This is a genomic window from Streptomyces sp. NPDC046197 (genome assembly GCF_040646295.1).
GTDB lineage: Bacteria > Actinomycetota > Actinomycetes > Streptomycetales > Streptomycetaceae > Streptomyces.
In genome coordinates this window covers 17,288-29,619 of record NZ_JBEYZY010000024.1, presented here as the reverse complement: position 1 = coordinate 29,619, position 12,332 = coordinate 17,288, and the positions used below count along the sequence as shown (strand labels likewise).

Sequence of the window (12,332 nt, the reverse complement as noted above, 5' to 3'; positions counted from 1 at the left end):
CTGCGCTCGCCGTCTGCCCGGTGCCAGCCGGCGGTGCGGCGCCGGAGCCCGATACTGAGGCGGTGACCAACCGCCTCCGTACCGCCCACACCGCCGATCTCACGCCCGCCGACCTGCGAGCCGTCCGCGCCCTCCTGGACGCCGCCTTCGACGGCGACTTCGACGACGCGGACTTCGAGCACGGCCTCGGCGGCATGCACGCCCTGGTCCACGACGACGCGGGACTCGCCGCCCACGGCTCGGTCGTCATGCGCCGGCTGCGGCACCGCGGGCGCTGGCTGCGGGTCGGGTACGTCGAGGGCGTCGGCGTACGGCCCGATGTGCGCCGTACCGGTCTGGGCAGCCGGGTCATGGGTGCCCTGGAGCGGATCGTCGACCGTGCCTACGACCTCGGTGCGCTGTCCGCCAGTGACGACGGCGCCCGTCTGTACGGCGCCCGCGGCTGGCGGCCGTGGACCGGCAGGATCTGCGCCCTGTCCCCGGACGGAGTCGTCCACCTGCCGGACGAGGAGGGCAGCACCTACGTGCGTCCGGCGCTCGCCGGCCCCCTCGACCCCGCACAGGAGCTGACCTTCGACTGGCGTGACGGCGACGTCCTTTGACGTCCTGTCCGGCGCCGGCGTCGAAGGCCGGCGGCGGGCGGGTGCGGCGATCACCCGGACGCCGGTCCGGGAGCTGCGGGCCCCCTGCCCCACGGACGGCGAAACCGCAGGTCCGGGCCGGGTGGGCCGACGCGCCGTCTCAGATAGTAGGAAGTCCGAGTAATTGTGGAGACAGACGCCCGCTCCTCGCTTAGCTTTGTAGAAGCCGAACGTCTCGCTCGATCCAGCGAATGGCGGTCGTGAGCCGGGCCCCGCGCAGGTCACCCCTGCGGCACCGCTCCCCGCCCTCCGGCGTCTCGTAACCCCCTTCCGCACTCCCGTTCCTCGAAGGAGTCGATTCCCCATGGCCGAGACGACCGTCCGCCGCCGAGTCCGTCACGTCTCCCGTATGAGCGAGTCCGACCGCAAGAACGCCGCGGCCGCCCTCCAGCGCGCTCTCGACCGCCGCGACAACGGCGGCGAGACGGGGCACTGAGCCGCACGTCGGCGCGCTCCGGCGAAGCTCCTGCCATGCTCCAACACCCGCTCGGACCCTGGGTGGACGCAGGCCGACGAGGTGACGCCGTCCGCCGTCCAGGTGTCCGTATCGCGGACGGCGTGTGTCATCCCATGGGATGAGGAGTAGGGTGCCGACATGTCTCGCAGCATCAATCTCGCAGTGATCCCCGGTGACGGCATCGGCCAGGAGGTCGTGGCCGAGGGCCTGAAGGTCCTGACCGCCGTCCTTCCGCAGGACGTGAAGCTGGAGACCAAGGACTACGACTTCGGCGCCCGGCGCTACCACGCCACCGGTGAGACCCTCACCGACGCCGACCTGGAGCAGCTCAGGCAGCACGACGCCATCCTGCTCGGCGCGATCGGCGACCCGTCGGTGCCCTCCGGCGTCCTGGAGCGCGGCTTCCTGCTCAAGCTCCGCTTCGCCTTCGACCACCACGTCAACCTGCGCCCGTCGAAGCTGCTGCCGGGCGTCGCGACCCCGCTCGCGGGCGACCCGCGGATCGACTTCGTCGTCGTCCGCGAGGGCACCGAGGGCCCGTACACCGGCAACGGCGGCACCATCCGCAAGGGCACCCCGCACGAGGTCGCCACCGAGGTCTCCGTGAACACGGCCTTCGGTGTCGAGCGCGTGGTCCGGGACGCCTTCGCCCGCGCCCAGGCCCGCCCGCGCAAGAAGCTCACGCTGGTCCACAAGAACAACGTGCTGACCTTCGCGGGTCACCTGTGGACGAACATCTTCAACCAGGTGGCCGCGGAGTACCCCGAGGTCACCACCGAGTACATCCACGTCGACGCGGCGACGATCTACCTCGTCACCCAGCCCGAGCGCTTCGACGTCATCGTCACCGACAACCTCTTCGGCGACATCATCACCGACCTCGCCGCGGCCGTCTCCGGCGGCATCGGCGTCGCCGCCTCCGGCAACATCAACCCCGGCGGCGAGTTCCCGTCCATGTTCGAGCCGGTCCACGGCTCGGCCCCGGACATCGCCGGCCAGGGCAAGGCCGACCCCACCGCCACGGTCCTGTCCGTCGCCCTGCTGCTGCGCCACCTCGGCTACGACGCCGAGGCGACCCGGATCGAGGACGCCGTCTCCGCCGACCTCGCGGAGCGCGCCGCGCTGCCCGCGCGCAGCACCGCCGAAATCGGTGACGCGCTCCGCGTACGAGTAGCCGGCTGACCCGCCGCGCCACTCGAAACTCCTCCGGCCCCAAGCGGGCAGGGGACCCCCATTCGAAGCCGTCGGGTCGCATTCCGCACCCGGCGGCTTTCCGTATGCGGCGCCGGGTGCCACCATCAACCCCTGGACCGCATTCACGCCGTTTTCTTCCACTGCCGGCCCCGCGCGATAATCGGACACGGAGCCGCGGTATGAGGGAATGTCCGGACGTCCTAGCACCGGCCACTGGCCGTACGGGCGTGAGCGCGGCCCGTCACGACAACCGGTGAAGGACAAACCACTGATGACGACGCCCACGATCGAGCTCAAGCCTTCGGCCAACCCGCTCTCCGACGCCGAGCGGGAGGCGATCCTGGCCAACCCCGGCTTCGGCCGCCACTTCACCGATCACATGGTGACGATCAGGTGGACGGAGGGCCGGGGCTGGCACGACGGTCAGCTCGTCCCGTACGCGCCGATCTCTCTCGACCCGGCCACCCATGTCCTGCACTACGCCCAGGAGATCTTCGAGGGCCTGAAGGCCTACCGCCAGCCCGACGGCTCGGTCGCCACCTTCCGTCCCGAGAAGAACGCCCAGCGCTTCCAGGCCTCCTCCCGCCGCCTGGCCATGCCCGAGCTGCCCGTCGAGACGTTCATCGAGGCCTGTGACGCCCTCGTCCAGCAGGACAAGGCGTGGGTGCCGGCCCACGGTGGCGAGGAGTCCCTCTACCTGCGTCCGTTCATGATCGCCACCGAGGTCGGGCTGGGCGTCAAGCCCGCCAACGAGTACCTCTTCCTGGTCATCGCCTCCCCGGCCGGCGCCTACTTCCCGGGCGGCGTCAAGCCCGTCTCCATCTGGGCGTCCGAGGACCGCGTCCGCGCCGTCCCGGGCGGCATGGGCGACGCGAAGACGGGCGGCAACTACGCGGCCTCCCTGCTCGCCCAGGCCGAGGCCGCCGCCAAGGGCTGCGACCAGGTCTGCTACCTCGACGCCGTGGAGCACCGGTGGGTCGAGGAGCTCGGCGGCATGAACCTCTACTTCGTCTACGGCAACAAGATCGTCACCCCGAGCCTGAGCGGCTCGATCCTGGAGGGCGTCACGCGTGACTCGCTGCTGACGGTCGCCCGCGACCTCGGCTACGAGTCCGAAGAGGCCCGTGTCTCCATCGACCAGTGGCAGCGCGACTCCGAGAACGGCACGCTGACGGAGGTCTTCGCCTGCGGCACCGCCGCCGTCATCACTCCCGTGGGAACCGTCAAGCGCTCCGGCGCCGAGTGGCAGCAGTCGGGCGGTGAGCCCGGCGAGGTCACGCTGAAGCTGCGCCAGGCCCTCCTCGACATCCAGCGCGGTATCACCGAGGACAAGCACGGCTGGATGCACCGCCTGGGCTGAGCGCGAGTGGGCGAGTCGCCCCGACCGGTCCCCGCACGTCGCCCGCAGACGTGCGGGGACCGGTCGTTTGCGGGCGGCCGGGCCCGTTCTCCACCGCCACGCCTGGGTCCCGGCCGCGGACGCTGTTTGAGCGACATTCAATGTGAGGTGCGCCTAGTTCCCTGGCCAACCTTCCATAGCGTGAATCCCGCGTTTAGAGTGATGCTCTAAAACAAGGAAGGCAAGGAGGGTCCTGGCGTGCGACTGACGCCCACGGAACGTGACCGGCTGCTGCTGTTCTCGGCCGCCGAGCTGGCCCGGGCCCGCCGGGCACGCGGCCTCAGGCTCAACGTGCCGGAGGCCACCGCCCTGATCGCCGACACGGTGTGCGAGGCCGCCCGCGACGGCGCCCGGCTCGCCGAGGCCGTCGAGCGCGCCCGCACGGTGCTCGGCCCGGACGACGTGCTGCCGGGTGTGGCGGACGTCGTCACCGAGGTGCACGTCGAGGCCGTCTTCGACGACGGCTCACGGCTGGCCGTGGTCAGCGACCCGCTCGCCGGGGCCGGGCTGGGCGACCGGGGGCCGGGCGCGCTGCTGCCGGGTCCGCAGCACGCCGACCCGAGGCCGGCCGTCCGGCTCACGGTCACCAACACCGCGACCGTCCCCGTCTCCGTCACCTCCCACTTCCACTTCTTCGAGGCCAACCCGCGCCTGGACTTCGTGCGCGAGAAGGCGTACGGGATGCGCCTGGCCGTCGCGGCCGGATCGTCGGTCCGCTTCGGCCCCGGCGAGAGCGTCGAGGTCGGGCTGGTGCCGATCGGGGGCGAGCGGATCGCGATCGGCTTCGCCGGGCTGGTCGACGGGCCGCTGGACGCGCCCGGGGCGCGGGAAGAGGCCCTGCGCAGGGCCGCCGCCTGCGGATATCTGGGAGTCCAGCGGTGAATCCGTACGAGTACGCCGCCACCCACGGCCCCCGCGCCGGCGACCGCATCCGTCTCGGCGACTCCGGGCTGGTGATCCGGGTCGAGTCCGACGCGCAGCAGTACGGCGACGAGTTCCTCGCCGGGTTCGGCAAGACCGCCCGCGACGGGCTGCACCTCAAGGCCGCCGCCGTCCGTGACACCTGCGACGTCGTGATCAGCAACGTCGTCGTGATCGACGCGGCCCAGGGCATCCGCAAGGTGTCGATCGGCATCCGCGAGGGCCGTATCAGCGCGATCGGGCGGGCCGGGAACCCCGACACCCTCGACGGGGTCGACGTCGTCGTCGGCACCGGCACGTCGATCGTGTCCGGCGAGGGGCTGATCGCCACCGCCGGGGCCGTCGACACCCACGTCCACCTGCTGTCGCCGCGGATCATGGAGGCCTCGCTGGCCTCCGGCGTGACCACGATCATCGGGCAGGAGTTCGGGCCGGTGTGGGGCGTCGGCGTCAACTCGCCCTGGGCGCTGCGGCACACGTTCAACGCCTTCGACGCCTGGCCGGTCAACATCGGCTTCCTGGGCCGGGGTTCGTCCTCCCACCACGCCCCCCTCATCGAGGCGCTGGCCGAGGGCGGCGCGTCCGGCTTCAAGGTGCACGAGGACATGGGCGCCCACAGCCGCGCCCTCGACACCGCCCTGCGCGTCGCCGAGGAGCACGACGTCCAGGTCGCCCTGCACAGCGACGGGCTGAACGAGTGCCTGTCCGTCGAGGACACCCTCCGGGTGCTGGAGGGCCGTACGATCCACGCCTTCCACATCGAGGGCTGCGGCGGCGGTCACGTACCGAACGTGCTGAAGATGGCCGGAGTGCCCAACGTCATCGGCTCCTCCACCAACCCCACCCTGCCCTTCGGCCGGGACGCCGTGGCCGAGCACTACGGCATGATCGTCTCCGTCCACGACCTCAAGACCGACCTGCCCGGCGACGCCGCCATGGCCCGCGACCGCATCCGCGCCGGAACCATGGGCGCCGAGGACGTACTGCACGACCTGGGCGCGATCGGCATCACCTCCTCCGACGCGCAGGGCATGGGCCGCGCGGGCGAGACCGTGCGCCGCACCTTCGCGATGGCCGGGAAGATGAAGGCCGAGTTCGGCGCCCCCGCGGACCACGACAACGAACGCGTCCTGCGCTACATGGCCAAGCTGACCATCAACCCGGCCCTCGCGCACGGACTCGCGCACGAGGTCGGCTCGATCGAGGCCGGCAAGCTGGCCGACATCGTGCTGTGGCGCCCGGAGTACTTCGGTGCCAAGCCGCAGCTCGTGCTCAAGGCGGGCTTCCCGGCCTACGGCGTGGTCGGCGACCCCAACGCGGCCACCGACACCTGCGAACCCCTCGTCCTCGGACCGCAGTTCGGCGCGCACGGCGCCACCCCGGCCGACATCTCGGTCGCGTTCGTCGCGCGGGCCGCCCTGGACCAGGGCAACGACACGATGCCCACCCGGCGGCGCCGGGTCGCCGTCCGAGGCACCCGCGGCATCGGCCCCGCCGACCTGTGCCTGAACTCCCGTACCGGAACGGTCGACGTCGACCAGCGCACCGGCCTGGTCACCCTCGACGGCGAACCGATCCGCTCCGAGCCCGCCGAGGCGGTCTCCCTCAACCGCCTGTACTTCCTGTGAGCCCCGTGAGGACCACCGACATGAACACCCCAGCCGCCGACGGCTTTTGCATGCCCGCCGAGTGGGCGCCGCACGAGCGCACCTGGATGGCCTGGCCCGGCCCCAACCCCACCTTCGACACCGCAGGCGAGCTCGCCGCCGCCCGCGCCGCCTGGGCGTCCGTGGCCCGCGCGGTCCGGCGCTTCGAGCCGGTCACCGTGGTCTGCGGCCCCGGCCAGTCGGCCGAGGCCCGGAAGCTGCTCGGACCCGGCGTCGACACCGTCGAGCGCGAGCTGGACGACGCCTGGATGCGCGACATCGGCCCCACCTTCCTCACCAACGGCCGGGGCGAACTCGCCGCCGTCGACTGGACGTTCAACGGCTGGGGCGCCCAGGGCTGGGCCCGCTGGGAGCACGACGCGAAGATCGCCGCACACGTCTCGGACCTCGCGGGCGCGAAGACGTACGCCTCGCAGCTGGTCAACGAGGGCGGCGCGATCCACGTCGACGGCGAGGGCACGGTCCTGCTGACCGAGACCGTGCAGCTCGGCCCCGAGCGCAACCCGCACTGGACCCGGGAACAGGTCGAGGCGGAGATCCACGCCCACCTCGGCACCCGCAAGGCGATCTGGCTGCCGCGCGGACTGACCGGCGACTATCCTCCGCACGGCTTCGGCACCCTCGGACACGTCGACATCGTGGCCGCGTTCGCCCGCCCCGGCGTCGTCGTCGCCCACCACCAGCCGGACCCGGCCCACCCCGACCACGAGGTGACCGAGGAGGTCATCGGGATCCTGAGGTCCGCCACCGACGCCCGCGGCCGCCGCCTGGAGGTCGTGGAGGTACCCGCCCCGACCGTCCTGGAGGCCGACGGCCACTGGGCCGACTACTCCTACATCAACCACTACCTCTGCAACGGCGGCGTCGTGCTCTGCGGCTTCGACGACCCGCGCGACGAACTCGCGGCCGGCGTCTTCCGCCGTCTCTTCCCCGAGCGGACGGTGACCTTGGCCGACGCCCGTACGATCTTCTCCGGTGGTGGGGGCATCCACTGCATCACCCAGCAGCAGCCGAAGGTCTGAACACCCACGAGGAGTCGCGGATGGCCGGTGCGGCACGGGCACGGAAGAACGCGCCGCCGCGCGAGGAGGTCCTGGCCGCCGCCATGGAGATGATCGCCGAGCGCGGTCTGGAGAAGCTCACCATGGCGGCGCTCGGCCGCGAGGTCGGCATGAGCAGCGGCCATCTGCTGTACTACTTCCGCTCCAAGGACGAGCTGCTGCTGCAGACCCTGGAGTGGAGCGAGCGGGGGCTCGGCGCCGAGCGCGCCCGTCTGCTCACCCGGACCGCACCCCCTCGTGAACGCCTCGACGCCTACGTCGACCTCTACGTCCCCGACGGGCACCGCGACCCCCACTGGACGCTGTGGCTGGAGGTCTGGAACCGCTCGCAGAGCGTTGCCGCCGAATCGGCCGCCCGCGACCGGCAGGCCGCGATCGAGGGCGCCTGGCACCGCGACCTCGTCGCCCTGGTCGCGGAGGGCATCTCACGCGGCGAGTTCCGCCCCGTCGACGCCGACCGCTTCGCCGCCCGGCTGCGCGCCCTCCTCGACGGCTTCTCCATCCACGTGGCGATCGGTCTGCGCGGCACGGACCGGGAACAGGTTCTCGGCCACGTACGGGAGTTCCTCGACGAGTCACTCGGACGGGCCGGACCGAAAGACGCCTGACCACTTGTCCGGATCGCGCGGGAACGCACGCGCCGACCCGGGCGGCCGGGTGTCCCCGCCGTGCCACCGGGGCAGTTTCGGCCCATGGGACGACAGCACTGGAAGCGGATCTGGGTCGGCTCGGCCGGCAACATGGTGGAGTGGTACGACTGGTTCGTCTACGCCAGTTTCGCCACCTACTTCGCCGGGGCCTTCTTTCCCAGGAGCAACCCGACGGCCCAACTGATGAACACCGCGGGCATCTTCGCGGTCGGCTTCTTCATGCGCCCGGTCGGCGGCTGGCTGCTCGGCCGGGTCGGCGACCGCAGGGGCCGCAAGGCCGCGCTGACCCTCACGGTGACGCTGATGTCCGCCTCCGCGATCCTCATCGCCGCCGCGCCGACGTACGCGGTCGCCGGGTACGGCGGTGCGCTGGTGCTGCTCGTCGCCCGCCTGCTGCAGGGACTGTCGGTGGGCGGCGAGTACGCGGCCAGCGCGACCTATCTCACCGAGGCGTCCGACCCTCGTCGGCGCGGCTTCGCCTCCAGCTTCCAGTACGTGTCCATGACCGCCGGTCAGATCGCCGGCCTCGGTCTGCAGATCGTCCTGCAGCGCACCATGTCGGACGACGCGCTGCACAGCTACGGCTGGCGCTTCCCGTTCGTCGTCGGCGCCCTCGGCGCGGCGGTGGTGTTCTACCTGCGCCGCAGCATGCTGGAGACGGAGGTGTACGAGGCCGAGGAGACCGGCGGTGAGGAGCGCGGCACGCTGCGCGCGCTGTGGCTGCACAGGCGGGAGGCTCTCCTGGTGATGGCCCTGACCATGGGCGGCACGGTCGCGTACTACACGTACACCACGTACCTCACGAAGTACCTGACCAACTCCGCGGGCCTGCCCAAGCAGACCGCGACGCTGGTCTCCTTCACCGCGCTGACCGTCTTCGCCTGCCTCCAGCCGCTCGCAGGCCGCCTGTCCGACAGGATCGGCCGCCGCCCGCTGCTGATCACCTTCGCGGTCGGCTCCACCTTCCTGACCGTACCGATCATGACCCTGCTCAAGCGGGCGGGAAGCTTCTGGCCGGCCCTGGGGCTGTCGCTGGCGGCGCTGGTCGTGGTCACCGGCTACACGTCGATCAACGCCTGTGTGAAGGCGGAGCTGTTCCCGACGGGCGTCCGCGCGCTGGGCGTGGCCCTGCCGTACGCCCTGGCCAACGCGCTCTTCGGCGGTACGGCCGAGTACGTCGCCCTGTGGTTCAAGAACGCGGGAGCCGAGTCCGGCTTCTCCTGGTACGTGGCGGCCTGCGCGGCCGTCTCCCTCGTCGTCTACGTCACCATGCGGGAGACGAAGGACCTGGACCTCACCCGGATGGGGGCCACTCGGGCGTCTCGTCTCACGCCCACATCCTGAGACGGCCGGGGAACCGGGGCCTGGACTGTGCCAAACTTCCCCCGTGCTCTCGTTCGCCATGATTATGGGCAGCAGGCGCGCCGGTCCGCAGTGACCGCCTCGTACGACCAGTGCGGGCGGCCACCGTCGTCCTCGACCCGCGCGCAGACCTCTCGCACCCGCGAGAGGTTTTTCGTTTTCCGGCCCACCAGCAGCCGGAAGCGGAGCGCGAGGGAGGATTGGGGGGACGGTGGAGCCGGTCATTGACGGTACGACCGACATCCAAAACAGGAGCCTTGAGACCATGACCGAAACCAGCCAGCCGGACGATTCGTTCCACGTCTTCGACACCACCCTGCGCGACGGCGCCCAGCGTGAGGGCATCAACCTCACCGTCGCCGACAAGCTGGCCATCGCTCGGCACCTGGACGACTTCGGAGTGGGCTTCATCGAGGGCGGCTGGCCCGGCGCCAACCCGCGGGACACCGAGTTCTTCGCCCGCGCCCGGCAGGAGATCGACTTCCAGCACGCCCGGCTGGTCGCCTTCGGCGCCACCCGCCGGGCAGGCGGGAACGCGGCGGACGACCCGCAGGTCAAGGCACTTCTGGAGTCCGGTGCCGAGGTGATCACCCTGGTCGCCAAGTCCCACGACCGGCACGTGGAGCTGGCCCTGCGGACCACGCTGGACGAGAACCTGGAGATGGTCCGGGACACGGTCTCCCACCTGCGTTCCCAGGGCCGGCGGGTCTTCGTCGACTGCGAACACTTCTTCGACGGCTACCGGGCCAATCCGGAGTACGCCAAGGCGGTCGTCCGGGCGGCCGCGGAGGCGGGCGCGGACGTGGTCGTCCTGTGTGACACGAACGGCGGAATGCTGCCGGCCCAGGTCCAGGCGGTGGTGTCGACGGTCCTGGCGGACACCGGGGCCCGGATCGGCATCCACGCCCAGGACGACACGGGGTGCGCGGTCGCGAACACCCTCGCGGCGGTCGACGCGGGCGCGACCCACGTGCAGTGCACGGCCAACGGCTACGGCGAGCGGGTCGGCAACGCGAACCTGTTCCCGGTGGTGGCGGCCCTGGAACTGAAATACGGCAAGCAGGTGCTGCCCGAGGGCCGCCTGAGGGAGATGACCCGCATCTCGCACGCGATCGCCGAGGTCGTCAACCTGACGCCGTCGACGCATCAGCCGTACGTGGGAGTTTCGGCCTTCGCCCACAAGGCGGGGCTGCACGCGTCCGCGATCAAGGTCGACCCGGACCTGTACCAGCACATCGACCCCGAGCGGGTCGGCAACACCATGCGCATGCTGGTCTCCGACATGGCGGGCCGGGCGTCGGTCGAGCTCAAGGGCAAGGAGCTCGGCATCGACCTCGGAGGCGACCGCGAACTGGTCGGCCGGGTGGTCGAGCGGGTGAAGGAGCGCGAACTCGAGGGCTACACCTACGAAGCGGCGGACGCGAGCTTCGAACTCCTGCTGCGCGCGGAGGCCGAGGGCAAGCCGCTGAAGTACTTCGAGGTGGAGTCCTGGCGCGCGATCGTCGAGGACCGCCCCGACGGCACCCACGCCAACGAGGCCACGGTCAAGCTGTGGGCCAAGAGCGAGCGCATCGTCGCCACCGCGGAGGGCAAAGGCCCGGTCAACGCCCTCGACCGGGCCCTGCGGGTGGCCCTGGAGAAGATCTACCCGGAGCTGGCCGCCCTCGACCTGGTCGACTACAAGGTCCGCATCCTGGAGGGCAAGCACGGCACCCAGTCCACGACCCGCGTCCTCATCTCCACCTCGGACGGCGGGGCCGAGTGGTCCACCGTGGGCGTCGGCGAGAACGTGATCGCCGCCTCGTGGCAGGCCCTGGAGGACGCCTACACCTACGGCCTGCTGCGGGCGGGCGTGGAGCCGGCGCACTAGTGCCCCGGCAGGCAACGTTCGCCCCGTCGCGACGCCCGGCACTCCCCCAAGCTCTTCGAGCAGGGGGGACCCCCACTCGCCGCACCGGCCGAAAGCCCAAGTACGTCCAGTACGAGGACTTCCGGCCGGCACGCCGAGAGCACGCACCGGACGTCACTCCTTGACGGGCGAACGTTGCCTGCCGGGGCACTAGGACCCGTCCGGCGGATCATGCGGGCCCGAGCCACGGTGCCTCGTCCGCGTGGACGGGCGTGCCAAGCGCCGCGATTTCGGCATGATCTGCCGGACGGGCCGTGGCCGGACGGACGGCGTGTCCGCCCGGTCGCTCGGTCGTCGCCGGCGTCGGGCTGCTGTACCGGTGCGGGGGTGTGGACTTCGCGGGGCGCGGCGGCTGCGGACACGGGACGCGCTGTCGTCAGGGGGCTCGCCAGACGTTGTCGTAGGCCGCGTCCTCGATGCGGCGCCGTTGCCGTACGGCCTCCAGTTCGGTCAGTGCGTGGTTGACGGCGGCCAGGACGCTCACCAGCGCGTCGTCGGCGGGGTCCGCAGGCTCCTCCGCCGCGCCCTCGGGGATGCCCAGTGCCGCCGCGAGACCGGTGAGGACGGGCTCGCGGGACGCCCAGCGGTCGGCCGCGTGGCGCCGGGCCGGCGAGTCGGCCGGGGCGGGCCGTTCGCTCCGCAGCGGCATCCAGCGGTGGCGGGACCCGGGGGCCCGCCCCTCCGCCTCCAGGTCAGTGGCATAGGCCGAGGCCAGGCCGCGCCCCCGGCGCCAGAGCCAGTCCTCGACCGACTCGTACGGCGCCTGCCTCACGAGTGCCGCCGCAGCCTCGTCCAGGAGGCGGTCGCCCGTGGTCGGCCGCAAGCCGGGCAGGATGCGGTCGTCGTCGTCCAGGACGAGGGCCTCGTCGGCGATCAGGTCGGCCAGTTCGGCCCCCGCAAGGGCCAGCGACAGGTCTCCCTGCTCGACCGGCCGGCTGGACGGGACGTCCAGGGTGACGAACAACAGGTCCCGCGCTGTGGTCATGTCGGACTCCAGGTCAGAGACGTCGGTGGGGAGGGCCTCCGGCCCCACCCTGCCGGGGCCGGAGGCGCTTTCCGCCGGTACGGACC

The 12,332-nt window shown here is 71.7% G+C and carries 11 protein-coding genes; 10 read left to right on the top strand and 1 reads right to left on the bottom strand.

Annotation, left to right across the window (positions count from 1 at the left end; genetic code table 11):
• Positions 1-62: 62 nt before the first annotated feature.
• From AB0A61_RS28525 to cimA, 10 genes are all read left to right on the top strand, one after another.
• Complete coding sequence (locus AB0A61_RS28525) at positions 63-602, top strand: GNAT family N-acetyltransferase (protein ID WP_361298178.1); 540 nt, start codon at positions 63-65, stop codon at positions 600-602.
• A gap of 343 nt (positions 603-945) precedes the next feature.
• Complete coding sequence (locus tag AB0A61_RS28520; RefSeq protein WP_327318063.1) at positions 946-1,077, top strand: hypothetical protein; 132 nt, start codon at positions 946-948, stop codon at positions 1,075-1,077.
• 159 nt (positions 1,078-1,236) lie between these two features.
• Positions 1,237-2,280, top strand: coding sequence for a 3-isopropylmalate dehydrogenase (locus AB0A61_RS28515; protein ID WP_361298175.1), 1,044 nt, complete (start codon positions 1,237-1,239; stop codon positions 2,278-2,280).
• 283 nt (positions 2,281-2,563) lie between these two features.
• The gene (locus AB0A61_RS28510) at positions 2,564-3,652 is read left to right on the top strand and encodes a branched-chain amino acid aminotransferase (RefSeq protein ID WP_361298172.1); all 1,089 of its coding nucleotides are present in this window, start codon (positions 2,564-2,566) and stop codon (positions 3,650-3,652) included.
• Positions 3,653-3,889: 237 nt separating this feature from the next.
• On the top strand, positions 3,890-4,573 hold the full coding sequence (ureA, locus tag AB0A61_RS28505; protein ID WP_361298169.1) for an urease subunit gamma: 684 nt from the start codon (positions 3,890-3,892) through the stop codon (positions 4,571-4,573).
• Positions 4,570-6,240: an urease subunit alpha gene (locus AB0A61_RS28500; RefSeq protein WP_361298166.1), complete on the top strand. Its 1,671-nt coding sequence runs from the start codon at positions 4,570-4,572 to the stop codon at positions 6,238-6,240. The genes ureA and AB0A61_RS28500 overlap by 4 nt, the downstream gene beginning before the upstream one ends.
• A 20-nt stretch (positions 6,241-6,260) precedes the next feature.
• The gene (locus AB0A61_RS28495) at positions 6,261-7,301 is read left to right on the top strand and encodes an agmatine deiminase family protein (RefSeq protein WP_361298163.1); all 1,041 of its coding nucleotides are present in this window, start codon (positions 6,261-6,263) and stop codon (positions 7,299-7,301) included.
• 20 nt (positions 7,302-7,321) lie between these two features.
• Positions 7,322-7,948, top strand: a complete 627-nt coding sequence (locus tag AB0A61_RS28490) for a TetR/AcrR family transcriptional regulator (RefSeq protein WP_361298161.1) — start codon at positions 7,322-7,324, stop codon at positions 7,946-7,948.
• Between the two features lie 84 nt (positions 7,949-8,032).
• Positions 8,033-9,334 carry an MFS transporter gene (locus AB0A61_RS28485; protein WP_361298158.1) on the top strand — a complete coding sequence of 434 codons (1,302 nt, stop codon included), beginning with the start codon at positions 8,033-8,035 and terminating at the stop codon, positions 9,332-9,334.
• A gap of 283 nt (positions 9,335-9,617) precedes the next feature.
• Positions 9,618-11,222 carry a citramalate synthase gene (gene cimA, locus AB0A61_RS28480; protein WP_361298155.1) on the top strand — a complete coding sequence of 535 codons (1,605 nt, stop codon included), beginning with the start codon at positions 9,618-9,620 and terminating at the stop codon, positions 11,220-11,222.
• 415 nt (positions 11,223-11,637) lie between these two features.
• On the opposite strand, the gene AB0A61_RS28475 is transcribed toward cimA, so the two are convergent.
• Entirely contained in the window at positions 11,638-12,246 is a 609-nt protein-coding gene (locus tag AB0A61_RS28475; protein ID WP_361298153.1) for a GPP34 family phosphoprotein, read from the bottom strand.
• Positions 12,247-12,332: the final 86 nt, after the last annotated feature.

Coding starts and splice junctions, on each gene's coding strand:
- AB0A61_RS28520 (WP_327318063.1), top strand. CDS start 946: ATGGCCGAGACGACCGTCCGCCGCCGAGTCCGTCACGTCTCCCGTATG.
- AB0A61_RS28515 (WP_361298175.1), top strand. CDS start 1,237: ATGTCTCGCAGCATCAATCTCGCAGTGATCCCCGGTGACGGCATCGGC.
- AB0A61_RS28510 (WP_361298172.1), top strand. CDS start 2,564: ATGACGACGCCCACGATCGAGCTCAAGCCTTCGGCCAACCCGCTCTCC.
- AB0A61_RS28495 (WP_361298163.1), top strand. CDS start 6,261: ATGAACACCCCAGCCGCCGACGGCTTTTGCATGCCCGCCGAGTGGGCG.
- AB0A61_RS28490 (WP_361298161.1), top strand. CDS start 7,322: ATGGCCGGTGCGGCACGGGCACGGAAGAACGCGCCGCCGCGCGAGGAG.
- AB0A61_RS28485 (WP_361298158.1), top strand. CDS start 8,033: ATGGGACGACAGCACTGGAAGCGGATCTGGGTCGGCTCGGCCGGCAAC.
- cimA (WP_361298155.1), top strand. CDS start 9,618: ATGACCGAAACCAGCCAGCCGGACGATTCGTTCCACGTCTTCGACACC.
- AB0A61_RS28475 (WP_361298153.1), bottom strand. CDS start 12,246: ATGACCACAGCGCGGGACCTGTTGTTCGTCACCCTGGACGTCCCGTCC.